We start from the raw sequence: 25493 nt of genomic DNA, 5'->3' as shown, positions 1-25493 counted from the left end.
TTACAGAGTTTCGCCGCCAGGAGCGCGGTTGCAAGCACACAGTTCGCCGGTTTGCAGCGCGTCCAGAACACGCAGGGTTTCTTCTGGGTTGCGGCCAACGTCGAGGTTGTTGACGGTGACGTGTTGAATCACGTTATTCGGATCGATGATGAAGGTTGCACGTAGCGCAACGCCGGCTTCGTGACGGATACCGAGTTGGTCGATCAGTGCGCCGGTAGTATCGGCGAACTGCCAGTGTCCCAGTTTGCTCAGGTCCGAGTGCTCGCGACGCCATGCCAGCTTGACGAATTCGTTGTCCGACGAACCGCCCAGCAAAACTGCATCGCGGTCTTCGAAATCACGTGCCAGCTTGTTGTAAGCGACGATTTCTGTTGGGCAGACGAAAGTGAAGTCTTTTGGATAGAAATACAGGACTTTCCATTTGCCGGGGAAAGATGTTTCGGTAATTGTTTCAAATGCCGATACGCCGTTTTCTTCAGGCAGATTGAAGCCAGGCTTGACGCCTTCGACTTTAAATGGGGCGAGTGATTGTCCGATTGTTTTCATCGTGATTCCTTTCGATAGTAAAATTTAATTGTACACAAGTAAGCAATAGCTTTAATTGTATATTCCTATGGGGACGATAGGTTGGTCACAAGGCATTCAGCCCTGCGGCGTACCGCCCAGACCAAACCGCATCAGACATTGACCAAAAATAGCGTCAGCGTGAATCGCGTTCTCATTTTTGAACGCCGCAATGAAATTCCGATTCAGTGCGAAAGAATAGCAGAGTCATTGCGAATGCGTCGATGTCAGTCTTGTCGTACTGAACGAAAAGCCGGGATGATTATTGGCCGCTGACAGTTTGTCCGGTACCTGCCAAAAACGTGTTTTTCGAAATGTTAAAGAATTTTTTACGAAATGCTAGACGCACAAAAAAACTCATGTATAATTCGGCCTCTCTTAGGCGTTGTGACAGATGCCACGGAAGTTCGGCTGAATAAGCATTTGGGTGCTTAGCTCAGTTGGTAGAGCGGCGCCCTTACAAGGCGTAGGTCGGGAGTTCGAGCCTCTCAGCACCCACCAGTTGGTCGAACAGTCGTAAAAGAGATGCAGTATTAGGAGTGGTAGTTCAGTTGGTTAGAATACCGGCCTGTCACGCCGGGGGTCGCGGGTTCGAGTCCCGTCCACTCCGCCAAGAACATAAAAAAGACGCACGCAAGTGCGTCTTTTTTTTCGCCTGTCAGCCGTTCACCCGGATTTCAAATCCGTATCCAGTCGATCCGATCGTCTGCGCCATGTTTTGCCATGCCCTGCAAGTCATTGCGCCCGATTATTGCCAGCCGAATTTTAATCCTGTCTTGCTTGCCAGGATCGCAACATCGCGCTATTGTCGTTATGCTGGAAAATCTTGTTGTCTGTTTTATTCACTTGTCCGCAATAAGTCGTTGATGTCAGCTGTACTTGAGTGGCACTGACCGGATCAGAAAAACAAAGACGTACAACCAATCGTCAGGTCATGGAACCGCAACGACTAAAGAAAATTAATGCGCTAACCTGCCGCATGCTGGGCTGGGTGATGTTTAGCTATGCGCTGGACGTCATACTGCTGGCGGCATTTGCGCATCTTGATTTACTTGCTGTTGGCATCGTGCTGATGTACGGCGCGATGGCGCTTGTCGTGAATGGCAGCTACTACCTGTTGATCAAGGGCGGCTTCAACCGCACATTAAAAGATCCCGGCATGACATTCGTGCAGGTGGTGGTGGCGGCATTCGGACAAATCGGTTTTATGGTTCTGGCGCCCGCGGTCGGCTATCTGTTTTTGATCAACCTCTTTACGGTGTACGCGTTTGGTGTCGTCGCCCTCCCCACTTTCCGCTATCTGATGAGTTGGTTGATCGGTGCGTCGGCATTGGGAGGCGCTTTCTATCTGGTCGGGCCTCAGCTTGGCCTGCCGGTTGGTAGTCAGGGTACGCAGTTGTTAGTGTATCTGTCGTTCATCCTGACCTTGGGGCGCTGCGCTCACATCGCCGATTTTCTGGGACGCAGCCGTCACCGCATGTCAGCAAAAAACCGCGCATTGTTGCTGGCGATGCAGCGTGTGCAGGAACTGGCAACGCGCGATGAATTGACGAACACGGAAAATCGCCGTTCGCTGAGTGAAATTCTCGCGGTTGAACAAAAGCGTTTTCAGCGTGGCGGCACGCCGTTCTGCATTGCCATGCTCGATCTGGATGGGTTTAAGGCCGTCAACGATAGCTTTGGCCATGCCGTGGGCGATGAAGTCCTGAAAACCTTTGTCCAGATCGTCCGCAATGAAATGCGCCTGAGCGACCATTTTGCCCGTTATGGCGGTGACGAATTCGTACTGGTGCTGACCGGCACGACAGTCAGCGATGGGGTGGTCGCGCTGGAGCGGATTTGTGCCGAGACAGCGCGCTTTGACTGGCGCAAATTCGGGCTCGGGATTGCCGTGACGGCGTCGGTTGGCGTCACCGATTTTCGTGTCGGAGAAACGGTTGAGTCGGCTTTTCAGCGTTCTGATATCGCTTTGTACGCAGCTAAATCGGCTGGTCGTAACCGGGTCGTGGCCAACACTGACTGGGATGATAGCGTTAGCAGCACTGACACTTCCATCAGCGCTGCTGACTAAACGGTACGCCGATCAGGCGGCAGGCTCGCCGCCCAATGCAAACACCAGGTCGCCCAGCAGTTTGTTCAGCTCGCCGGTCATCAGCACCAGGTCGGAATCAAAACGTTCGTCGTCGTTTTTGCTGGTCACGTCGTTTTCTTCCTTGATCACGTCAAGTGGCGCGATGCGCTTGATGGCGAGTCCTTCGGTCAATACAAACGAAACCCGGTCAGCCCAGGTCAGCGCCAGGCGCGTGCACTGTTTGCCGGCCGCGATGTGGCGACGGACATCGTCGGCTTCCAGCGTGTGACGGACGTAGCGCACGGTGGCCTTGCCTTCGCCGGTGGCGCGCAATTCGGTGTCCTGATCGACTGTAAAGCCGCTGGGCGCTTCGTCCGCGGCCAGCCAGTCGGTCATCGAGGTGAGCGGCGAATGCACGGTACGCAAGCCTGCTACCTGCAATTTGTCGACCGAAGCGAGCAGCAGCTTCAATACTTCTTCCGCTTTGGCCGGGCTTGAAGCATCGACCACCAGCCAGCCATTGACCGGATCGATCCAGACCCAGGTGGTGCGGCGGATGCTGAAGGCGCGTGGCAACAGTTCATCGGTGACCTGTTCCTTGAGATCCTTAAGCTGCTTGCGACCCGGCGCAAAGCCTTGCTGCTCTTCAATTTCAGTGGCGCGTGCCTTGGTCACCTGATTGATGACGGTGGCCGGCAGCAGTTTTTTTTCCGTGCCCAGCGCGAGCATCATCTGGCGATTGACGGTATGCACCAGCATGCCGTTGTCGCGCGGTGAAATCCAGCCCTGGCTTTGCATTTCCAGGCTGCTGCATTCGGCAAAGGCCTGCTTCGCCAGAAAACCTTCCAGTTGTTCGGAGGAGATAGCCCAAGGGGCGGGAATGCGATAAATCTGTAGATTTTTAAACCACATGGTATGCCGTTAGAAAAAAGTGAGGCGCCATTTTACATGGCAACGTTGGGCGAACCCGTTGCCGTGGGTTTGGTGGCGCAAGGAAAATTAGTGGGGGAAGCGTCAGGCGCTTTTCAATCGGTACCAAGCCTGCGCAAAAACCGGATGGGGCGGATAACGCCATGCGCATCCGCCCCGCTTGCTGAAAATTGGAGAATAGCGATGTGCTATTCAAATCCCCATGTTGGTGAGCGTATCGGCGATTTCGCGAAATACCGGTTCCAGATGCGGATGGCGGATCGCCAGGCGCGCGGAGATTTTCTGTGCCTGCTTGACCAGGTCGCTGCTGGAGTCGTTGTCGGGGACGTCAGTTGTTGGGCTGGCATCCTTGGCCAGTAATTTTTGAATATCGTTATCCAGCGTTTGCAGCAGCGCTTTGATTTCCGGATCGACAGATGCGCCGCTGTCCAGCGTGGCGTGCAGTTGCTGCAGTGATTCTTTGAGGTTGTCGATGGTCATGATGATTTCTCTTATTTGCTGAAATGTTACTGGGTTAGAAACGCGTGGCCGGTATCAGTTCCGCGTGCTCGTCATCTGCATTTTTTGAAATCTTATGAGTCATCATCTCACGCCGCTCGTGGCTTCTGCAATAACGCTTTCAAATTTGCCAGCCGGTTTTGCGGTGTAATCTGTTCTTCCTCGGTCGGTACGGCGTCGCCTTCATCGAGCTTCATTTCCTTGATGAAGCGCGACATGTCGCAATGCACGCTTTCGCCGGCACGCTTGCGCTTTTTGCACCAGCTGACGTGCAGGCTGCGCTGGGCGCGGGTGATGCCGACGTACATCAGGCGCCGCTCTTCCTCGATACGCGCTGCCACGGTTTCAATCGGCGCGTCCGGATCGCCCTTGTGCGGCAGTATGCCTTCTTCTACGCCGATCAGGAAGACATGCGGATATTCCAGCCCTTTGGAGGCGTGCAGCGTTGACATGCGGACCGCATCAGGCTCTTCGTCGCGGCCGTCCAGCATCGACATCAATGCCACCATCTGCGTCAGTTCCAGCAAATTCTTTTCTTCGCCCGCGCCATCTTTGCCGCCATTGCCTTTTTCCTTCAGCCAGTTGGTGAAGTCGAGCACGTTTTGCCACCTGTTTTGGGCCTGGCGATCGTCGACGCTGTCGTACAGATACGCTTCGTAATTGATTTCCTTCATCATGTCATCGAGCACCGCCGCCGCATTTTCGCCGCTGCCGGCCGGACCGACCCGGCTCGCACGGGCTTCCAGCTGATTGATGAAGTTGCCGAATTCACGGAGCGGATACAACTGCCGATCGGTCAGTTTGGCTTCGATACCGCCTTTGAAAACCGCTTCAAACAGCGAGCATTGCCATTGCCCGGCGACGGTGCCCAGCACTTCCAGCGTGGCCTGGCCAACGCCGCGTTTCGGCGTGGTGATGGCGCGGATGAAGGCCGGATCGTCGTCTTCGTTGGCAATCAGGCGCAGATAACTGATGATGTCCTTGATTTCGGCGCGATCAAAAAAGCTCTGGCCGCCTGACATGACATACGGAATACGTTCGCGGCGCAGCGCTTTTTCAAAAATCCGGGCCTGATGATTGCCGCGATACAGAATTGCGTAATCGGCAAATTTGGCGCGGCGTTCAAAGCGATGCGCGGACAGCATGATGGCCACTTGTTCGGCTTCCTGCTCATCGTCGGCCATGCCCATGACCTTGATCGGATCGCCCAAACCATGTTCCGACCACAGCGATTTTTCAAACAGTTTAGGGTTATTCCCGATCACCGCGTTGGCAGCTTGCAGAATACGGGTCGAGGACCGGTAATTCTGCTCCAGCTTGATGACTTTCAGATCGGGGAAGTCGACCTGCAGGGTTTTCAGATTCTCAATGGTGGCGCCGCGCCAGGCGTAAATTGCCTGATCGTCATCGCCCACCGCCGTGAACATCGGCTTTTTGCCGACCCCGGTAACCAGTAGTTTGACAAGTTCGTACTGACAGGTGTTGGTATCCTGATATTCATCCACCAGCAAATAACGCAGGCGGCGCTGCCACTTGTCGCGCACCGCCTCGTTGCTGCGGAACAGTTCCACCGGCAACCGGATCAAATCATCGAAATCGACCGCCTGATAGGCTTTCAGCGTCGCGACATAGCTCAAATAAATACGCGCGGCCTGTGCCTCGTCCTCGGTGACCGCCTGTTTAAGGGCTTGATCCGGATCGACCAGACCATTTTTCCACAATGACATCGCGGTTTGAATCCGGCGTATCAACTGCTTGTCGGTGGTGATCGCCAAATCTTGCACGATGGAAAAGCAATCGTCGCTGTCCATGATCGAAAAGCGGTCTTTCAGCCCCAGTTCGCGTGCTTCCTGTCGCAAAATCTTGACGCCCAGCGAGTGAAAGGTGCTGACCGTGATGTGTTTGGCATGCTTCGGCTCTTTTAGCAGTTTGGCAATCCGTTCCTGCATCTCGGTTGCCGCCTTGTTGGTAAACGTCAGCGCGGCAATATGGCGCGGGTCATAGCCGCAATCCTCGATCAAATGGGCGATTTTCTGCGTGATCACGCGGGTTTTGCCCGAGCCGGCACCGGCCAGCACCAGGCACGGGCCGTCCATGTATTTGACGGCTTCGCGTTGCGGGACGTTGAGACCGAAATTGGGAGTGGACGACATGCGGCGGACCAGGAAGAAGCGAAGCCGGCTATTTTAACAGTCCGGGTCCGGACTGCTGCCAGTCCGCTTAATATGGGAGAATTCGTTTACCGCCTTTCGGCTTTCACTTCCACCGAGTTATTTATGAAATTTACCCATCTGATCGAAATCAACGATCCCCTCAATCCGTTGATCGACTCCTTGACCTCCGAACAGCTATGGCGCGGGCTGGTCATGCGCGCCGAACAGCCGATGCTGTTCGTCGAGCATCTGGACGAGTGTCGGCTATTGGAAAAATCCATGGAGTCGGTGACGCGTGAATTGCGTTATGGCAAAGTGGTGATTCGCGACATCGTCAGTTATTTGCCGCAATTGCAGGTACGTTATCAAGTGCCGCCGCAACAGGACATCGTCGGATCGAGCCTGACCATGACCATTGAACAACCGCAGCCGGAACTATTGTTCGTGCGGTTTTCCTATGCGGACGAGGCCGCTGGAGCAGAAGACGACGCCGACAGCGACCAGGAGATGTACGACGAATTTCGTCGTTCCGCCTACTTGCAATCCGATATCGACACGATACGCGTGATTCGTGAGTTGGCCGAAGCCGGCGCGCTCGGCTGAGCCGTCGGCCCGGCAAGTTAATCGCCACTTTTGAAATAACAAGTTTGTAGAAAAAATTTGAGAGTCGCCATGTCAAATACCACAACCAACCCGCAGTTATTACAGTTACGCGCTCAGATTGATGTTGTCGATGCGCAGTTGGTGAGCCTGCTCGGCCAACGCTTCGGACTGACCGCCCAGGTCGGTGTCTTGAAAAAAGAAACCGGGCTGGAAGCCAGGGATCCTGAACGGGAACGTTTGCAGATTGAAAAAGTGCGAAAGCTGGCGACCGATTCCGGGCTCGATCCGGATTTTGTCGAGAATCTGTTTCAGTCATTGCTGAAAACGGTGGTGCAGAATCACCGCGAGATTTGAGCTGACGCTGGCAATTACAGCGCTTATTGCATCCAGCCGTCTCTGCGTAACATCGCTTATTTGTCACTGAACATGATTCTCAACCGCAAACTTGATCAGCTCAGCCTGACCATCGATTCCCAGCTTGCGCTTGATGTTCAGGCGATGCGTTTCGATGGTACGCACGCTTAAATCCAGTGCGCGGGCAATTTGTTTGTTGGATTCGCCATGCGCGATGTGCTGCAGCACCTGGCGCTCCCGTGACGTCAGCAGGAATCCTGGCAGCATCGGCCGCGACAAGGTTTTTGCCAGCGCCGCACTGTAATAGATCCCGCCTGAAATCACGGTTTCGATGGCATGCACAATATCTTGTCCGGGTGCGTCTTTCAGGACGTAGCCGCGCGCGCCTGCCTGGATCGACTGCATCACATATTCGGCCTTATCGTGCATGCTGAGTATCAATATCGCGATTTCGGGAAACGCCGCATGGAACTGGGCGGTCAGGTCGATGCCGTTGGCACCGCTGCGCAGATTGATGTCCATCAGGATCAGGTCGATGTGCCGTGTGCGCGCATGTTGCAGTGCTTCGTCGGCGCAGCCGGCTTCGGCCACCACCTGAAAACCGGCGACCGCTTCCAGTCGGGCCCGCAGGCCGTCGCGCACCAGCGGGTGATCGTCGACCAGCATGATGTGGGTAGCTGCTGGCGCAGGTGCCGGGATAGATTCAGACATGATCGGGGAGATGAGAGTCGTCGCGGGAAATCGTCGCCAGCACGGTGGTGCCGGCCGCCGAAGAGCTGAGTTTCAGCTGGCCGCCGACTGCTTCCAGCCGTTCGACCATATTCCGCAAGCCAATGCCGCGCTGCGGATTGCCATCGATTTTATCGACATCGAAGCCGACGCCGTTGTCACGCACGGTAAGGCTGACTTGCTGTTTATTGCCGTGCAATGTGCCGTCCAGTTGCAATGTGATCTGACTGGCTTTGGCATGGCGCGCGATGTTGGTCAGGGCTTCCTGCGCAATGCGGAACAATACGGTATTGGCGACATCCGGCATGCCATCGGTGTTGCCGGCGGCATCGAAGGCGATCGGTATGCCGGCATGTTCTTCCCACTCGTGCGCCAGGTGGTCGAGTGCCGCCGCCAGTCCCAGATCGTCCAGAATCGCCGGGCGCAGATCATGCGAAATCCGCCGCACCTCGCCCAGCACGTCATTCAACTGGCCGGCGGTGCGCTCAAAAGCGCTGCGTGCTGAGGCCACCTGTTCAGCGTTACCGCCGAGCTTGATGATGCCGGCTTCGATTTGCAGTTTGATCGATACCAGCCATTGACTGATGCCGTCATGCAGGTCGCGCGACAAGCGCGCGCGCTCGTCCTCTTGCGAACGCACCACGCGTTGCGCCAGCACTTTCAGCTTGGCGTCGGCGACCCGATGTTCCGAAATGTTCAGGACCAATCCCGACAACGCCACCACGATCGAACTCAGAATCGCGATACCGGCAATCCACAGCATGGTATTGCGGATATTTCCGGAGACCTGGGTGTCGATTTTATTGAGCGCGTCATCGATGTCGTCCAGATACAGGCCGGTGCCGACGATCCAGCCCCATTTGGGCAGCGCTACGACGTAACTTAGCTTGGGCGCAATGTTGCGGCTGGACGGTTTCTGCCAGAGGTAGCGCTCGAAGCCGCCGCCGTTGTTGGCGCGATTGATCAGATGCTGAACGGTCAGATTGCCGTTGGCATCTTTCAACTCCCACAGATTTTGTCCTACCAGCTCCGGCTGGCGCGGATGCATCAGGTTCTTGCCTTGCTGGTCATACACAAAGAAATAGCCGTCATTGCCGTAGTCCAGTTTTGCCAGAATGTTTTTGGCCTCGCCCAGTGTCGCTTCATCGCTGCGGCCCGAGTCGTACAGATGGGCAATCGAGCGCGTTGCCAGCCCCACATAGTGTTTCAGTTCGGCTTCTTTGCTGGCCAGATAGGCCGCCTCGATCGAGGCGCGTTGCTGGTGGCCGAGCGCGATGGCCTGATGGCGGACCGCGATGGCGATCGCGCATAGCGCCAGGATGAGGGGCGCGATGGCGAGAAAAATGATTTTTTGCCGGAGTTTCATGGACGCTACTTTACTCTTGCCGGACCGAACTTCCTAGAAAGTAGCCCCCGGCTTTGCACCAAAAAGACCGGTATTCGCACCGTTTGTGCACCAGCTACGTAGTACTACGCAACGGTTTTACGTAGTTCCGCGCTTGTGAGCGCACCACATATGTCAAATACTGCGACCAGCCCATCCGCCAACCGGTATGCATGGGCGCGTTGACGATCTAATAACAATAATATTTCACAACCTTATTCCCGTCTGGGAGGAGAACAATGAATCGCCTTATAGCTAAATTGGGCTGGTTTGCGCTGGCCCTGCTCGGTGCTTTCGCGTTTGCTTACATCGGCCTGAAGCGCGGAGAATCCATCAGCGCCATCTGGATCGTGATTGCGTCAGTCTGCGTGTATCTGATCGCCTACCGTTTTTACAGCCTCTTTATTGCCGAAAAAGTCCTGGGCCTGGATCCGGCCAGGATGACGCCTGCGTATAAATACAACGATGGCCTGGACTACGTGCCGACCAACAAGAACGTATTGTTCGGTCATCATTTCGCCGCGATTGCCGGCGCCGGCCCGCTGGTTGGCCCGGTACTCGCGGCGCAAATGGGGTATTTGCCCGGCATGTTGTGGATATTGGCCGGCGTGGTGTTTGCCGGTGCGGTGCAGGATTTCATCGTGCTGTTTATTTCCACCCGGCGCGATGGCCGCTCGCTGGGCGACCTGGTCAAATCCGAACTCGGTCCGATTCCCGGCGTGATCGCTTTGCTGGGCACCTTCATGATCATGCTGATCATCCTGGCGGTGCTGGCACTGATCGTGGTCAAGGCGCTGGCCGAGTCGCCATGGGGCACGTTCACGGTCGCCGCGACGATTCCCATCGCGTTGTTCATGGGCGTGTATACGCGTTACATTCGCCCGGGCCGCATCGGCGAGGTTTCCATCATCGGCTTTGTCTTGCTGATGGGCGCGCTGCTCGGCGGCCAGGCGGTCCACGATCATCCGGTATTGAGCGCGCTGTTCACCTTCACCGGCAAGGAATTGACCTGGATGCTGATCGGCTACGGTTTCATCGCTTCGGTGTTGCCGGTCTGGCTATTGTTGGCGCCGCGCGACTATTTGTCGACTTTTCTCAAAATCGGCACCATTCTCGGCCTGGCACTCGGCATCATCTTTGTCGCACCGGAACTGAAAATGCCCGCCTTCACCCGCTTCATGGACGGCTCCGGCCCGGTCTGGTCCGGCAGCCTGTTCCCGTTCCTGTTCATCACCATTGCTTGCGGCGCGGTGTCCGGCTTCCACGCGCTGATAGCCTCCGGCACCACCCCGAAATTGCTGGAAAATGAACGCCACGCGCGCTTCATAGGGTATGGCGCGATGCTGATGGAATCCTTCGTCGCCATCATGGCGCTGATCGCTGCATCCTGTATTGAGCCCGGCGTGTATTTTGTGATGAATAGCCCGGCGGCGCTGATCGGCACCACGGTGCAATCGGCCGCGGCAACGGTCTCGCAATGGGGTTTCCATGTGACCCCGGAAATGCTGACGCAGGTCGCCAGGGATGTCGGCGAGCACAGCATTATTTCGCGCGCCGGTGGCGCGCCGACGCTGGCGGTCGGTATGGCGCACATCCTGTCGCGTGTCGGCGGCGGTCAGGCCATGATGGCATTCTGGTACCACTTCGCGATCCTGTTCGAGGCGCTGTTTATTCTGACGGCGGTGGACGCCGGTACCCGCGCCGGCCGGTTCATGCTGCAGGATTTGCTGGGGACTTTTGTACCGTCGATGCGGCGCATGGATTCCTTGCCGGCGAGCCTGGTGGCTACCGGCCTGTGCGTGGCCGGCTGGGGTTACTTCCTGTATCAGGGCGTGGTGGATCCGCTCGGCGGCATCAACACCTTGTGGCCGCTGTTCGGGATTGCGAATCAGATGCTGGCCGGGATTGCGTTGATTCTCGGTACATGCGTGCTGTTCAAGATGAAGCGCGAGCGTTTCGCCTGGGTCACGATTTTGCCAACCGTCTGGATTTTGATCTGCACGCTGACCGCCGGCTGGCAAAAAATGTTCGATGACAATCCACGCGTCGGTTTCCTGGCGCATGCCGCCAAGTACAAGGCCGCGCTAGTAGATGGCAACATACTCGCCCCGGCTAAATCGATAGACCAGATGCGCCAGATTATCTTCAATGACTACATCGATGCGGCGCTGGCGGGCTTCTTCATCGCGGTAGTGTTGAGCGTGCTGGTATTCGGCATCCGCTCCATTCTGCTGGCACGCGCCAACCACAAGCCGAGCACCCGGGAAACACCGTTTGAAGCATTTCCAGCCGGTGTATTGCCTGGTGCAAACTAAGCCTAGAAACGGCAGTTGACCGCTTCAAGTTACCTATAAGAGATTGAACAAATTGGCTGTTTCATCAATCAATACGGTCACCTGTATGGTGACCACGCTACCGACACGATTGCACATTTTTCCGGCTCCCTGGCGTCGTTGCTCCTCCTTGCAGAATGCAGTCTGCCGCGTCGTCGCGCCTAGCCAGAAAGCCGGAAAAACGCACACTCGTGCCGGTCCAACTACCGTTTCTAGGCTAAGTTGCCGCTAACTTTTCGAGGGAATGCCCATGCTGGATGAAATCGCCAAAGCAGGCCGTTATCTCGGTCAGACCATGCGCTTGATGGTGGGCATGCCCGAGTACAGCACCTACGTGACGCATATGGAAAAGACGCACCCGGATCAAACTGTGATGACTTACGCAGAGTTTTTCCGGGAGCGGCAAGAAGCGCGCTATGGCGGCGGGACTGGACGTTGCTGCTAAACAGCCAACAAATAAAAGAAGCCGGCCTGTGTGCCGGCTTCTTTCGTTTTTATCCGCGCTTTCAGGAATTTGCGGTAGCCTGCGGTCCAGAACCGCTTGATTGCCTGCCTGCCTTGCGTTCCGCCAGCCACAGCAGCACCAGCGCCACAGCTGAAAACAGCCAATAATCGACCGGCACCGGCCCCAGCCAGTGTTTGTGCCATGGCACGTCGAGCGGATTGAAGCGGCCCAGACCGAAGGCCGGATTAATCAGGAACCACAGCCAGTCTTCGGTGATCCAGAACACCATGATCGAGGCCAGAATCCGGGCTTCGGCGCGCCAGTCCCAGCGTCCGTTGAACCAGATCGGGTAGTGAAACACCAGGCCGATGAAGGGGAATACCCAGGCGTGATAACCGGTCATGGCGCGGCCGCCCCAGAAGATGTCGAGTAGCCGGTGATGCTCGATGCGCCAGGTCGGCAAGTTGGCGGCCCAGCCGGCGCCGCCTTCGATCTGGATTTCCACATTGGCAAAAAAATAAGCCATGAGCATTGCCCACAGCAGCATGCCTATCAAACGGCGGGATTGCGTCAGTTGCATGGTTGTTGAACTTGAAAACAGGACGGATTGAGCGGGTGTTCGGCGCGGCTGGCAAGTTGCTGTAACACGATTTGCAATACCGCCCGGCCGGCATGCGGGCGGCCAAGCGCATGGCTGCGCTCGCGTAACTGGGCGAGCAGATGCGGATGTTGCAACAGGATTTGCAGGCGATAGGTGAGCGCCGTCAGATCAATCGCCTTCAGCGCCGCGCCTTGCTCCAGCAGATAATCGGCATTCCGCTCTTCCTGTCCCGGGATCGGCGAATGGATGAGCATCGGCACCCCCATCGCCAGACATTCAGAAGACGTCAGGCCGCCGGGTTTGGTAATCACCAGGTCGGCGCATGCCATTAATTGCGCAACCTGATTGGAAAATCCGAACGCCCTCAGGCGACCCGGATGCCTGGCGGCCAGTTGCTGCAGCTTGTTAAGCAATTCCGGATTATTACCCGCCAGCGCCACCAGTTGAAAATTGCCCTCTATCGTCAGCAGACTTTGCACCGTCTTATCGAGCCCACCGATACCGGCACCGCCTGACATCAGCAAAATGATCGGCCGGTGCGGATCCAGTCCGAAGGTCGCCGCGCAGTGCGCCCGATCCAGCGCGTGCGCGAACGCCGGCATCACCGGGATGCCGGTAACGTGAGCCGACGCGGGGGCCACGCCTCTGCTGCGCATGCGGAACGCGATTTCTTCGCTGGCGGCAAAATAGCCTTGCATCTGCGGCTGCAGCCACATGCTGTGCAGATCAAAATCGGTCACCTGCACCCACACCGGACAGACTAGGCGCTGATTGCCGATTTCACGCGCCAGCATTTCGGCCGGCAAAAAATGGGTGCAAATGATGGCGTCCGGCGCATAGGCGTTGATGGCGGTACGCAAGGTCCGGGTGCTGAGGCGTTCCATCGCCCGCCGCAGTTTCTGCATCGGTGCGTTGGGCAGCGCGCTGTCGCTTTTTTGGTAAACGTAACCCCATACCGCAGGATGACGATTGACCAGGTGTAGATAAAAGTCGGTATACACCGCACGGAAACCGGCGGAAACGTAAGCCATCGCGTCCAGATGCACGGTTTCGATACCGGGGAATTCTGCAGCATAGGCTTTTAATGCTTCGGCGGCGCGCATGTGACCGGCGCCGGCAGAGACGCTTAATAACAATATCTTGCGTTGTTTGGTGGCGTACGTGGTGCTATTTATGGTGAACTCCGGGCTATCGGTTTGTATGCTGCAGACTCGGTGGAGTTTCTTGCGTCAGTTAGACTTTGAGCTTACCTGCGGTATATGTCAGGAATGTGAAAAAACAGAGAATCGGGTTGTCGACGATCGGTCGAAAAAGCTCGAATAGGCGCCGGAGTCAGACAACTGCGATGAATTTCGGCGGCGTAAAATTCCGCACGGCAACTATCCCCCCGATTTCTGAAAGACCAATATGTCCACTACCCACAAACCGCTAGACGGCGTTGCGATGAGTTTGATGCTGTTGCTGTGCGTTTGCTGGGGTTTGCAGCAGGTGGCGGTCAAGATGGCGTTGCCGAGCATGCCGTCGACGTTGCAGATCGCGCTGCGCTCAGGCGTTGCGGCGCTGTTGGTCGGCTTGTTCATGCTGTGGCGGGGGACCGGCTTTTCGGTGCGGGATGGTACTTTTTGGCCGGGAATGGCTGCCGGCGCGCTGTTTGCCGGTGATTTTCTGTGTGTGTCGATCGGCTTGAATTACACCACTGCGTCGCATATTTCGGTGTTTCTTTACAGTTCGCCGATTTTCACGGTACTGGCTTTGCACTGGCTGGTGCCAGGCGAACGTCTGCGGCCGACGCAGTGGTTAGGCGTGCTGGCGGCGTTTTGTGGGATTGTGATGGCGTTTGCCGGTGGTTTTCTGGAGGGCGAAGCGAGCGCCGCCAGTCTGCTGGGCGATGCACTTGGATTAATGGGCGCGGTCTTCTGGGCGGCGACGACGCTGGTCGTCAAGACCACCCGCTTGTCGACCGCCGCACCCAGCAAGACATTGCTGTATCAACTCGGGATCGGGGCGCTGTTGTTATGGGTGTTTGCCATCGCCACGGGAAGAGCGAGCATCGGGCCGATGACGGACGTTGCCTGGCTTAGCTTACTGTTTCAGTCGGTGGTGATCGCTTTTGCCAGTTTTCTGACGTGGTTCTGGATGCTGCGTCGCTATCTGGCATCGCGCCTGACGGTGTTTTCGTTTTTGACGCCGTTGTTTGGCGTCGGTTTTGGCGTGTTGCTGCTCAACGATCCGGTGGGTTTGCCGTTTGCAGCGGGGGCGGGGCTGGTGCTGGCGGGGATCGTGATGGTGAATCGGCACTGACCTGACAGGTGCGCTTGCCGCCCCAGTTATAGCCCAAGGCAGAACTGGCGGCGAACGAGGGTGGCGGCCTGCAATCAGCGTCAGCGTAACCTCCCAACGTATGCAGCATCGGGCGGCTCCACGAAACTGGCTTTTTTTATAGGTAGTGATGGAAGCACCGAAGTTGGCGACGTCGCATCGCTGATGCCGGCATCCTCTATCAATAGCGAAGGCCTTTCAGAAGGGCGGACAAAGAGACCATCCTGACCAAAATAGAACGCTTCCAGCTTCGCACCGATTTCCTGTAAATCGGGGAGTGGTGATTGCGTCGCCAATGCCAAAACATGGCGGCAGTAGACTGGACTTACCTGCATATACTCAATATCCGTAATGCGTTGGTTTTGTCGCCGCAGGATGACGTGCAGCCTGGTCATCAGTGAAAACGCCTGGTTGTTCAGCGTGGCTGTTGCAGGTTGCTGATTCGCTTGCATTATGCTTGCTCCCCATGTTGTGCGAGATCGAGACCTTCATGCTCTTCATCCGGCTTAATCCGCAATCCAACCAGCATCGACACGATGCCCAAAATAATGGAGGTCATGACACCTGAATAAATGACTGTCACTAACACCCCCAACGCCTGCACCGCGACACTTCCCTCCACGCCACCAATCGCTTTCAGCGCAAACACACCGGTAAGCAGTGCGCCGACGATGCCGCCGATGGCATGCACCCCGAATACATCCAGTGAATCGTCATAGCCGAATGTTGATTTCAATACCGTGGCTCCCCAATAACAAGTCACGCCAGCCACCGCGCCGATCACCAGAGCACCGGTGACGTCGACGAACCCCGATGCCGGGGTAATGGCAACCAATCCAGACACCGCACCCGATACCAGTCCCAAGACAGAGGGCTTGCCGCGTCTGATCCATTCGGCGAGCATCCAGGCAAGGGCCGAGACTGCCGTTGCAAACTGGGTCACCAGCATCGCCATTCCGGCGCGCCCATCCGCGGCACCGGCGGAGCCGGCATTAAACCCGAACCACCCCACCCAAAGCAACGACGCGCCAATCACTGTCAATACCAGATTGTGCGGCGCCATGGATTCCTTGCCGAAGCCGGAACGCGGTTTGAGAATGAGCGCCGCAACCAGGCCGGATACGCCAGCGTTGATATGCACCACGGTGCCGCCCGCAAAATCGAGCACGCCACGTGCTGCAAGCCAACCGGCGGGCTCCCATACCCAGTGGGCCACCGGCGCATAGACAAAAAGCGACCATAGGGCAATGAACAACAGCAAGGCTGAAAATTTCATGCGTTCGGCAATTGCTCCGGTAACCAACGCCGGGGTAATGATCGCGAACGTCATCTGAAACATCATGAATACGCTTTCCGGTATCGACGGCGCAACATGGTGCACCGTTACCTTGCCGGCGTCTTTCAGAAACGCCATTCCGTGCAGCATGACTCGATCCAGGCTGCCTATGAACGGCGAACCGGGCATAAAAGCCAGGCTGTAGCCGACGGCTACCCATAAAATCGTCACAATACAGGTGGTGGCAAAACTGTGGGCCATTGTGCCCAGCACATTTTTCTTGCGCACCATGCCAGCATAAAATAACGCTAAGCCGGGGATGGTCATCAGCAGCACCAAGGCCGTAGCGCTCAACATCCATGCCGTGTCGCCAGCGCTGATTTTCGCGACATCGATCAGCGTTGGCCTCGTGATGGCAGGTTCGCCAGCAACTGCAGGCGTCAATGCTTGCGATGCCACCGGCACATTTTGGGATAGCGGTGGTAAAGGCTGCGAACTTTCCAGCTTACCGGTATTTGCTGTTGCCGTGGCTGCGTCGCTCGTTGCAGTCACCAGGACACTGGCTTGTTGGGCAGCGACCGGAACAATCAGGCCAACAAAACAACCAACAAATATTAGCCGGGCCAATACAGCGTTTGCGCGCATAAAAATTTCCCTTGTAGACAATTAACCGTCGTGAGATGAAAATCATTGCTGATCGATAACTATAAGCATTATTTATGCCACGGCGTTCTACTTGCAGACAGCACACCGGGCGCTCCAGATGCGCCATCCCGGATCGCTCAAACTTGGTGCGTCGCACCAATCCGGGCATTTGCGCGCAGCAGTTTTCAATGCTTGCAGCGCGCGCCGGGTTTGTCATGCCAACGGCTAATGTCAATCACGGGCAGAGGTGGATTCCGGCGCTAAGCCGGTATAATCGAACGACTTAGGTTCTGAGTTAATTGTTTTTTAATTCACATAAATAATCCACATCATTTCGGACGGCTAGCCGTACCACTGGACAGAAATCTCATGCTTGCGCAACAAAAACAACAGATCATCGACCTTTTCGAGGCTGCGTTGCAGCCGATTATTGCCGGTACCGACCTGCAACCGACAGTCACGCTGGAGCGTCCACGCGACCCGGCGCATGGCGATATCGCCTGCAACATCGCCATGCAACTGGCAAAACCGCTGAAAAAGAATCCGCGTGAACTGGCGCAGACGCTGGTCGCAGCGGTGCTGGCGAATACTTCACAAGGCAATTTGATCGCCGCCGCCGAAATTGCCGGTCCGGGGTTCATCAACCTGCGTCTGACTGCCGCTGCCAAGCAGGAAGTGGTCAAAGTGGTGTTGCAACAAGGTGCCGAGTTCGGCAAGAGCACGCGTGGCGCCGGCAAGAAGGTACTGGTCGAGTTTGTCTCCGCCAATCCGACCGGCCCGCTGCATGTCGGTCACGGTCGTCAGGGTGCGCTGGGCGATGCGATGTCGGCACTGTTTCAGGTGCAGGGCTTTGACGTCACCCGTGAGTTTTATTACAACGATGCCGGCGTCCAGATCGCGACGCTGGCAACTTCAGTCCAGGCGCGCGCCAAAGGCCTGAAGCCGGGCGATGCCGGTTGGCCGGAAGCAGCCTACAACGGCGATTACATCGCCGACATCGCACTCGACTTTCTGGCTAAAAAGACCGTCGAAGCCAGCGACGGCGAGCCGGCCACCGCCAGCGGCGATCCGGACGATTTCGAATCGATCCGCAAGTTTGCGGTCACTTACTTGCGGCGTGAGCAGGATCTGGACTTGCTGGCGTTCGGCGTCAAGTTCGACAACTACTATCTCGAATCGTCGCTGTACAAGGATGGCAAGGTCAACAGCGCGGTCGAGGCGCTGATCGCTGCAGGCAAGACCTACGAAGAGGACGGCGCACTGTGGTTGCGCACCACCGACTACGGTGACGACAAAGACCGCGTGATGAAAAAGACCGACGGTACTTACACCTATTTTGTCCCCGATGTCGCTTATCACATCGTCAAATGGCAGCGCGGTTTCGGCAAAGTCATCAACATCCAGGGCAGCGACCACCACGGCACCATCGCGCGCGTGCGCGCCGGTTTGCAAGCTGTCAACATGGGTATTCCGCAAGGTTACCCGGATTACGTGCTGCACAAGATGGTGACCGTCATGAAGAATGGCGAGGAAGTGAAAATCTCCAAACGTGCCGGATCCTACGTCACCGTGCGCGACCTGATCGAGTGGTCGGCTGGCGATGTCGTGGCGGCAGACGGCACCCGCGATTTGACGCGCGGCCGCGATGCCGTCCGTTTCTTCCTGATTTCGCGCAAAGCCGACACTGAATTCGTCTTCGATGTCGATCTGGCGCTGGCGCAATCGGATGAAAATCCGGTGTATTACGTACAAATGGCGCATGCGCGGATCTGCTCGGTGCTGGCGCAATGGGACGGTGACGAGTCGACCCTGAGTGCGGTTGATCTGAGCCCGCTGACTGCGCCGCGCGAGGCCTTGTTGATGGCCAAGCTGGCGGCTTATCCGGACATGCTGGAACACGCATTGGAAGAGCTCGGTCCGCATCAGGTCGCATTTTATCTGCGTGATTTGGCCGGCGAACTGCATAGCTACTACAATGCTGAGCGCGTGCTGGTGGACGACACTGCGCTCAAGATGGCGCGGCTGGCGCTGATGGTGGCAACGCGCCAGGTGCTGCGCAATGGCATGGCGCTGATCGGTGTCTCGGCGCCTAACCGCATGCGGCGCGATCCGGTTGAGGTTGAGGCGTAATCCGGCATGCATTCAGGCGCGGTTCGGCCCAGGAGCATCAATACGTGTGTAACGAGGGGAATTGGGAAGTATGAGCAAACCAGGTAAATACAAAAACAAGCAAGTTGGCGGTACCTTACTCGGCCTGATTCTCGGCCTCATCGTCGGTCTGGCGATTGCGGTGGTCGTGGCGATCATGATCACCAAAACGCCGACACCGTTCACCAACAAGGCGCCCAAGGCCGAAAAGGCCCCCGAGGCGATCACCACGCCGCAACAGCTTACCGATCCTAACAAGGCGCTGTACGGCAACCGCGCACAGATCAAGGAGCCGGTGCCGACCGCGCCAGCACCGGCCGCAGCCGTTCCGTCGACACCGGCGCCGGCCCCGGAGTTGCCGGCCGCTCCCCCGGCCAGTGCTCAGAAAAAACCTGACCTGATCGGCCAGAAGATCGAGGAGAAGCAGCGCGAAGCCAAAGCGCCGATCGTGGATAAGTCAAGCCCGGACAAGGCCAGGAAAGCCGCCGCCGAAGCCGCCAATCCCAAGGCGGAAAATGCGGACGATCATTGGATTTACTACCTGCAAGTCGGTGCCTTCCGCGACCAGACCGACGCTGAAAACGCCCGTGCCAAACTAGCCTTGCTGGGTTTCGAAGCGCGGATCAGCGAGCGCCTATCCGACAACGGTTCGTTGTATCGGGTCCGTATCGGTTCATTTAGCAGCCTCGAAACAATGAACCGGATGCGCAGCAAGTTGTCAGATAACGGCATCAACGCAGCGGTAGTGCGCTCAGCAAAATAATGGTGTGGCTGCCAGTGAAACTTGGCGGCGGTTTGGCAGCAACCCTTTGGCCGAATACCTGGCAACAGGCATTCGGCAAACTATTTAACCCGAATAAGGAAATTTTATGCGTTTTTTTCAACGTGCATTTGCCATCGTCGGTCTTAGCCTGAGCCTCGGTCTCGTGGCAGCTTCGGCCGGCGCCTCTCCCGCGAATCCGGTTGCCGGCACGGATTACAAGGTTCTGGACACGCCGCAATCCACCGATTCCGGCAAGAAAGTCGAAGTCACCGAATTCTTCTGGTATAGCTGCCCGCATTGCAGTGCACTCGAACCGGCGCTGGAAGACTGGGTCGCCAAGCAAGGCGACAAGATCGTTTTCAAACGCGTGCCCGTGGCTTTCGATCCGCGCTTCCTGCCGCAGCAAAAACTGTACTACACGCTAGAAATTCTGGGCCAGGTGCCTGCGTTGCACAAGAAAGTATTCAGCGCGATTCATGCACAGCGTCAGCGCGTGGATACGGATGCGACGATTCTCGATTTTGCTGTCAAGCAAGGTCTGGATAAAGCCAAGTTCGCCGATGTGTACAACTCGTTTGGCGTGCAAGCCAAGGCGACCCGCGCGGCGCAACTGCAAAATGCTTACAAGATCGACGGCGTGCCGATGATTGCCGTCGACGGCCGCTTCATCACGGCGCCATCGATTGTCTCCAGTGCAATGGGCAATGCTTCAGAGCCGGCATTGTTTGCTGCGACACTGCAAGTGCTGGATGCGCTGATTGTCAAAGCCGCTGCAGAAAAAAGTAAAAGTGTTGCACCGCCGGCGCAAGCCAGCAAAAAATAAAAGCGTTGCGTGCGGCAGCCAAAGGTTGCCGGACAGCTGTTCAGATAGTCCGTTCCTCCTCCATACCGGTAGAGGACGGGCTTTTTTCTTGGGATGCAGATGCAACGTATATTCATTACCGGTGCCTCCAGCGGCATCGGGGCAGCACTGGCACAAGAATACGCCGCACAAGGTGCCGCGCTGGGATTGGTTGGCCGCCGTCGGCAGCTGTTGCAACAATTGCTGGAGCGCTTGCCGCATCCTGAGCGCCATCGCTTGTACGTCTTGGACGTGAACGATCACACGGCGTTACGCGCCGCCGCCGCCGATTTTATCGCTGCCGGCGACGGCGTTGATGTGGTGATTGCCAGCGCCGGCATTTCACAGGGGACGCTGACCGAATATGCCGAGGATCAGGAAGTGTTCGAGCGCGTGTTTGCCACCAATATGCTGGCCACCGTTGCCACCTTCAGTCCGTTCATAGCGGGGATGAAGCAACAGGCGCAAGCCGGTCGGCGCGGCTTGCGGCTGGTCGGCGTCGGCAGCGTTGCCGGCATCCGTGGCTTGCCGGGGGCGGGCGCTTACAGCGGTTCGAAAGCAGCCGTCATGAGTTATTGCGAATCGTTGCGGGTTGAGTTGCGCGCCAGCGGTATCAAGGTCGTCACGCTGGTGCCCGGTTATATCGACACCCCGATGACGCAGATCAATCATTACCGGATGCCGTTTCTGATGTCGGCCGCCGATTTCGCCGCCAAAGCCAGCGCCGCAATCAACAGAGGCAGCAGTTATCAGGTGATTCCCTGGCAGATGGGCGTGGTGGCCAAATTGTTGCGGACATTGCCGAACTGGTTGTACGACCTGGCGTTCGCCCGGGCGCCGCACAAGGCGCGCAAGCCGGCTTAAACCTGGAAACGGCAGTTGACGCTGGCCGGTGATAATCGTCAATGCTAACGTCAATCACCCCGAACTGACAGTTTTTGCCTTGGCGCATGATTTTTTCCGCGTTCTCGCTTCTCCCATACAATAGTTCTATCAGGCAATGTTCTGAAATGCGATACTATGAGCCGATGCAGCGCACTGCGGGGGACGATTCCATGCAGAATTTTGAAGCTCTACCGATGACGATGAGCAACGTCGCAGTGCTCTTGGTTGCGATCCTGGGTGTGGGGCCGGTCAATGCCGCCACCATCACCGCAGCGGTCACCGATGCGGCCGGAACTGCGCTGCCGGACGTCGCGATCTACGCCGAGCCGGCTGAGGGGGTGAGTTTGCACAAGACACCGCAAGGCGCCCGGATCGAGCAAAGGCAGCGCAAATTCCTGCCGCTGGTGACCGTGGTCCAGACCGGCAGCGCGATCTCTTTTCCCAATAACGACACCGTGCGCCATCATGCTTATTCATTCTCCCCGGCCAAACCGTTTGAACTGAAACTGTATGCCGGCGTGCCGCGACAGCCAATCGTATTCGACAAGCCTGGCACCGTGGTGGTCGGCTGCAATATCCATGACCAGATGGTGGCCTACATCCAGGTGGTCGATACGCCCTATTTCGGCAAGACCGACGCCTCCGGCAAACTGACGCTGGAAGGGCTTCCGCCCGGCAAATACACCCTGAAGGCCTGGTACTATCAGTCGCCGCAAGGCGCCGAAATACCCGAGCAGGCGATCACGCTGGCCAAGGATGCCGACCTGAATACCGGCTTCAAGCTGAATCTTGAAACGAATTTCACCTCGGGCATCAAGCCGTAGGAGCCGCCCCCATGCGTTTGCATAGCCTCGAAAGCCGGATCGTCGCTCTTTTCCTGTTCCTGATACTGGCGGTGCAGCTGGCCGGTTTTTTCGCGATCCGCAGCGGCATGGAAAAAAATGCACGCGCCTCGATCAATGAAGAACTGGTGATCGGCGAACACGTGTTTCGCCGCTTGCTCGATCTGAACGCACAAAAATTGACCCAGGGTGCACGTTTGCTGGCGGCCGACTACGGTCTCCTCCAGGCGGTTGGCAGCAATGACCAGGCCACCATCTCGTCGGCGCTAGCCAATCACGGCGCGCGCATCGGTGCCGCACTAACGATGCTGGTCGGCACCGATCACCGGATCCGGGCCAGCACCACGCAAAATCCGGCCGGCAACCTGCAGCGCGCAATCCTGGCGCTGGTCCAGACCGCAGAACGAAGCGGCAGCGCGACCGATATCCGGATCGTCGACAATCATCCGTATCAGATCGTGGTGGTGCCGGTCAAGGCGCCGGTGGTGATCGGCTGGGTCGTCATGGCGTTTCCGATCGACCAGCGGCTGATCGCCGACATGCGCGAACTATCCTCGCTGCAGGTCGCGATCCTGACCAGCGGCGCGGCTGGCGGCTGGCGGCCCGGCATCTCGACGCTGACTGCCACCGACAGCGCCAGTCTGGCGGCCCAATTGCATGGGATGCCGACCGGCTCGACCTTGTTGCCGGACCTGAAAATCGCCGACAGCGAGTATAGCGCCCGGGTACTGCAGCTGACCCGGGAGTCGGGCCAGACCGCGATCGCGGTCTTGCAGCGTTCAGTCAGTGAGGCGATTGCGCCCTATCGCCGGCTGCAGCTTACCTTGCTGATCCTGACGGCGGCGGGGATCGTGCTGGCGGTGATCGGCAGCATCGTCATGGCGAGGCGTATTACCGGTCCGCTGCGCCAGTTGACGCGCATCGCGCGCCAGCTAGGCGACGGCGATTACCGTGCAGCGATCCCGATCCGGGGCGACGACGAGATCGGTGCGCTGGCAAAATCGTTTGAAACCATGCGTGACCGCATCTCCAGCCGCGAGCTCGAAATCCGGCGATTGGCCTACTGGGATACGTTGACCAATCTGCCGAACCGGGCTCAGTTCAGCGGTCTGCTGCACGATGCCATCAGGCTGGCCAAGGATAGCAACGGCAGTTGCACCGTCCTCATGATGGATCTGGATCGTTTCAAGCATGTCAACGACCTGCTGGGCCACAGCTTTGGCGATGCGCTGTTGCATCAGGTGGCAAGCCGGCTCAAGGTGCAACTGGGGCGGCACAAGGACCGCTTCGCCCGGCTTGGCGGTGATGAATTCGCGGTGCTGCTGCAGGACATCCGCCTCGACGAAGCGCAGGACATCGCGGCCCAGATGCTGCGTTCGTTGGAGACGCCGATCTCGCTCGACGATCAGACCGTCGATCTGGGCGCCGGTGTCGGCATCGCCCGATTCCCGCAGCATGGCCAGGACGCTGAAACCATCCTCAGCCGCGCCGAAGTCGCGATGTACGCAGCGAAACAGCGCAAAGACGGTGCGGTCGTGTACGATCCGGCGATCGACCACGGCAGCCAGCAAAGCCTGTCGCTGCTAAGCGAGCTGCGCCGTGCCATCGATCACGGTGAATTCCGGCTGTACGTGCAGCCCAAAATCACGCTCGACAGCGGCAAGGTCGTCGGTGTCGAGGCACTGATCCGCTGGGTGCATCCGGATCGCGGCTTCATCGGCCCCGATGACTTCATCCCGTTCGCCGAAAAAACGGGCTTCATCCGCACCCTGACGCGCTGGGTGCTGGAGCAATCGGCTGCGCTGTGCAGTGAACTCAATACGCATCAACACTATCTGAAAGTGTCGGTCAATCTGTCAACCCGTGACCTGGTCGATGCGGAATTGCCGGCAAAATTTGCCGACATTCTGATGCGGCACCAGGTCCAGCCATCGTCGTTCTGCCTGGAAATCACCGAGAGCTCGATCATGGACGATCCGGTGCGCGCCCAGCAAACCCTGGAAAGACTGCACGCGATGTGCTTCGAACTGTCGATTGACGATTTCGGCACCGGCTACTCGTCGCTGGCCTACCTGAAGCGGCTACCGGTCGACGAGCTGAAGATCGACAAATCCTTCGTTCAGAACATGGCGCGCGATGCCGACGATTGCAAGATCGCACGTTCAACCATCGACCTCGGACATAACATGGGGCTGCGCGTGGTTGCCGAAGGCATCGAAAGCGTCGAGGTCTTGCAGCTGCTGGTCGCGATGGGCTGCGAACAGGGGCAAGGCTACTTCATCAGCCGGCCGATGCCCTCAGATCAATTGCTCGACTGGATCCGGCACTGCCAGGCGCCGCAGCCGGCCACTGCGGTCTGAATCGCTAATCCCCTCAGAACTCAAGCACCGTCTGCAGTCTTATGGTGTTTTGCTGCCGTGCATTGGTGGTTTCGAACAGGTACGCCAGGTTATATTCGATGGCGCGGCGGTCATCGAGCACATAGGTGCCGAACAGCGCGGGACCGAATCGGTGCGATTGGTCGCGCTTAGGGTCCCAATGATTCCATTGCCCCATGTCGCCGAATCCTTGCAGGCCCGGCTCAAACAGCCGTTTCCAGTGATACCTGACTTGCCACTGGTAACCCATCTTCATCGGATTGTCACCGGTGGCGCGGTATGAGCGCGACAACAGCAGGTTGAAATTAAGCTGGGTCCGGCCGATTTCGGTCTCGAGCAGCGGGCCGAAGGTCAGCGCATAACCCTCATCGCGTTCCTGCGGACGTGCCAACTCGGTAAACAAGGCGACATCGACTGGGTATTGACCGTGCGTCAGCCTGAAAATATTCTGCCATTCCAAGCCCTCCAACCTGGTGCCGCTGCCATCTTCGCGCTCGTACTCGACATACAGATTTGAAAACCAGGATGCGCTGATGCCATACCCAAACGCCAGAGAAGCGCCGCTGGCTCGCGGCGCGTCTTCGATGGCGGTGCTGCCGGCATTCAGGGCGACGGTGCGCTGCCCGGCATTGTCGTAGCTGTGGTACACGTAGTCGGCCGGACCGGCAAAAGATGCGCCGGCAACGATCGTCAGAAGGAGTGCGCAGGCCCGGTGCAGGATTTTCATTGGA

Annotated in this window: 23 protein-coding genes and 2 tRNA genes; 14 read left to right on the top strand and 11 right to left on the bottom strand. The window is 57.4% G+C overall.

What is annotated here, in order from left to right; translation table 11 throughout:
- Positions 1-546: a peroxiredoxin gene (locus AC3CHX_RS27200; protein WP_488631059.1), complete on the bottom strand. Its 546-nt coding sequence runs from the start codon at positions 544-546 to the stop codon at positions 1-3.
- Between the two features lie 443 nt (positions 547-989).
- On the opposite strand from AC3CHX_RS27200, the gene AC3CHX_RS27195 reads away from it, so the two are divergent.
- From AC3CHX_RS27195 to AC3CHX_RS27185, 3 genes are all read left to right on the top strand, one after another.
- A tRNA-Val gene (locus AC3CHX_RS27195) sits at positions 990-1065 on the top strand.
- A 35-nt stretch (positions 1066-1100) separates the two neighbouring features.
- A tRNA-Asp gene (locus AC3CHX_RS27190) sits at positions 1101-1177 on the top strand.
- 321 nt (positions 1178-1498) lie between these two features.
- On the top strand, positions 1499-2635 hold the full coding sequence (locus AC3CHX_RS27185; protein WP_488631058.1) for a GGDEF domain-containing protein: 1137 nt from the start codon (positions 1499-1501) through the stop codon (positions 2633-2635).
- 12 nt (positions 2636-2647) lie between these two features.
- On the opposite strand, the gene AC3CHX_RS27180 is transcribed toward AC3CHX_RS27185, so the two are convergent.
- The 3 genes from AC3CHX_RS27180 to AC3CHX_RS27170 form a co-directional block, all read right to left on the bottom strand.
- A complete protein-coding gene (locus AC3CHX_RS27180; RefSeq protein WP_488631057.1) occupies positions 2648-3547 on the bottom strand; it encodes a recombination-associated protein RdgC in 900 nt (299 codons plus the stop codon).
- Positions 3548-3757: 210 nt separating this feature from the next.
- Positions 3758-4045, bottom strand: coding sequence for a DUF4404 family protein (locus tag AC3CHX_RS27175; RefSeq protein ID WP_488631056.1), 288 nt, complete (start codon positions 4043-4045; stop codon positions 3758-3760).
- A gap of 107 nt (positions 4046-4152) precedes the next feature.
- On the bottom strand, positions 4153-6216 hold the full coding sequence (locus AC3CHX_RS27170) for a UvrD-helicase domain-containing protein (RefSeq protein WP_488631055.1): 2064 nt from the start codon (positions 6214-6216) through the stop codon (positions 4153-4155).
- 123 nt (positions 6217-6339) lie between these two features.
- Between AC3CHX_RS27170 and AC3CHX_RS27165 the strand changes: the two genes are divergently transcribed.
- On the top strand, positions 6340-6819 hold the full coding sequence (locus AC3CHX_RS27165) for an SRPBCC family protein (RefSeq protein ID WP_488631054.1): 480 nt from the start codon (positions 6340-6342) through the stop codon (positions 6817-6819).
- Between the two features lie 69 nt (positions 6820-6888).
- Positions 6889-7173 (top strand): chorismate mutase, encoded by a 285-nt coding sequence (locus AC3CHX_RS27160; protein WP_488631053.1) that lies wholly within the window; start codon positions 6889-6891, stop codon positions 7171-7173.
- A gap of 63 nt (positions 7174-7236) precedes the next feature.
- Here AC3CHX_RS27160 and AC3CHX_RS27155 read toward each other — a convergent pair whose 3' ends face one another.
- Both AC3CHX_RS27155 and AC3CHX_RS27150 read right to left on the bottom strand, forming a co-directional pair.
- Positions 7237-7884, bottom strand: coding sequence for a response regulator transcription factor (locus tag AC3CHX_RS27155; RefSeq protein ID WP_488631052.1), 648 nt, complete (start codon positions 7882-7884; stop codon positions 7237-7239).
- Entirely contained in the window at positions 7877-9268 is a 1392-nt protein-coding gene (locus AC3CHX_RS27150; protein ID WP_488631051.1) for a cache domain-containing protein, read from the bottom strand. Before AC3CHX_RS27150 ends, AC3CHX_RS27155 begins: the two co-directional genes overlap by 8 nt.
- A gap of 257 nt (positions 9269-9525) precedes the next feature.
- On the opposite strand from AC3CHX_RS27150, the gene AC3CHX_RS27145 reads away from it, so the two are divergent.
- Both AC3CHX_RS27145 and AC3CHX_RS27140 read left to right on the top strand, forming a co-directional pair.
- Positions 9526-11601, top strand: coding sequence for a carbon starvation CstA family protein (locus AC3CHX_RS27145; RefSeq protein ID WP_488631050.1), 2076 nt, complete (start codon positions 9526-9528; stop codon positions 11599-11601).
- Positions 11602-11869: 268 nt separating this feature from the next.
- Entirely contained in the window at positions 11870-12064 is a 195-nt protein-coding gene (locus AC3CHX_RS27140) for a YbdD/YjiX family protein (protein ID WP_488631049.1), read from the top strand.
- 61 nt (positions 12065-12125) lie between these two features.
- Here AC3CHX_RS27140 and AC3CHX_RS27135 read toward each other — a convergent pair whose 3' ends face one another.
- Both AC3CHX_RS27135 and AC3CHX_RS27130 read right to left on the bottom strand, forming a co-directional pair.
- Entirely contained in the window at positions 12126-12590 is a 465-nt protein-coding gene (locus AC3CHX_RS27135) for a hypothetical protein (RefSeq protein ID WP_488631048.1), read from the bottom strand.
- A 44-nt stretch (positions 12591-12634) separates the two neighbouring features.
- On the bottom strand, positions 12635-13768 hold the full coding sequence (locus AC3CHX_RS27130) for an MGDG synthase family glycosyltransferase (RefSeq protein ID WP_488631047.1): 1134 nt from the start codon (positions 13766-13768) through the stop codon (positions 12635-12637).
- 304 nt (positions 13769-14072) lie between these two features.
- Here AC3CHX_RS27130 and AC3CHX_RS27125 point away from each other — a divergent pair, with 304 nt between their 5' ends.
- Positions 14073-14966, top strand: coding sequence for a DMT family transporter (locus AC3CHX_RS27125; protein ID WP_488631046.1), 894 nt, complete (start codon positions 14073-14075; stop codon positions 14964-14966).
- A gap of 80 nt (positions 14967-15046) precedes the next feature.
- Here AC3CHX_RS27125 and AC3CHX_RS27120 read toward each other — a convergent pair whose 3' ends face one another.
- Entirely contained in the window at positions 15047-15436 is a 390-nt protein-coding gene (locus tag AC3CHX_RS27120; protein ID WP_488631045.1) for a hypothetical protein, read from the bottom strand.
- Positions 15436-16905, bottom strand: a complete 1470-nt coding sequence (locus AC3CHX_RS27115) for an ammonium transporter (RefSeq protein ID WP_488631044.1) — start codon at positions 16903-16905, stop codon at positions 15436-15438. Before AC3CHX_RS27115 ends, AC3CHX_RS27120 begins: the two co-directional genes overlap by 1 nt.
- A 369-nt stretch (positions 16906-17274) precedes the next feature.
- Here AC3CHX_RS27115 and argS point away from each other — a divergent pair, with 369 nt between their 5' ends.
- The 6 genes from argS (at position 17275) to AC3CHX_RS27085 (ending at position 24744) form a co-directional block, all read left to right on the top strand.
- Positions 17275-19035, top strand: a complete 1761-nt coding sequence (gene argS / locus AC3CHX_RS27110) for an arginine--tRNA ligase (RefSeq protein ID WP_488631043.1) — start codon at positions 17275-17277, stop codon at positions 19033-19035.
- A gap of 70 nt (positions 19036-19105) precedes the next feature.
- A complete protein-coding gene (locus AC3CHX_RS27105; RefSeq protein WP_488631042.1) occupies positions 19106-19816 on the top strand; it encodes an SPOR domain-containing protein in 711 nt (236 codons plus the stop codon).
- Between the two features lie 106 nt (positions 19817-19922).
- Positions 19923-20639: a thiol:disulfide interchange protein DsbA/DsbL gene (locus AC3CHX_RS27100; RefSeq protein ID WP_488631041.1), complete on the top strand. Its 717-nt coding sequence runs from the start codon at positions 19923-19925 to the stop codon at positions 20637-20639.
- Between the two features lie 99 nt (positions 20640-20738).
- Positions 20739-21521: an SDR family oxidoreductase gene (locus AC3CHX_RS27095; RefSeq protein WP_488631040.1), complete on the top strand. Its 783-nt coding sequence runs from the start codon at positions 20739-20741 to the stop codon at positions 21519-21521.
- A 191-nt stretch (positions 21522-21712) separates the two neighbouring features.
- Entirely contained in the window at positions 21713-22366 is a 654-nt protein-coding gene (locus AC3CHX_RS27090) for a methylamine utilization protein (protein ID WP_488631039.1), read from the top strand.
- Positions 22367-22377: 11 nt separating this feature from the next.
- Complete coding sequence (locus AC3CHX_RS27085; RefSeq protein WP_488631038.1) at positions 22378-24744, top strand: bifunctional diguanylate cyclase/phosphodiesterase; 2367 nt, start codon at positions 22378-22380, stop codon at positions 24742-24744.
- A 13-nt stretch (positions 24745-24757) separates the two neighbouring features.
- Here the strand turns inward: AC3CHX_RS27085 and AC3CHX_RS27080 are convergent, their stop codons facing one another.
- Complete coding sequence (locus AC3CHX_RS27080) at positions 24758-25489, bottom strand: hypothetical protein (protein WP_488631037.1); 732 nt, start codon at positions 25487-25489, stop codon at positions 24758-24760.
- Between the last annotated feature and the right edge of the window lie 4 nt (positions 25490-25493).

Source organism: Glaciimonas sp. OK215 (genome assembly GCF_057787885.1).
This window is presented reverse-complemented; position numbering and strand designations above follow the sequence as displayed.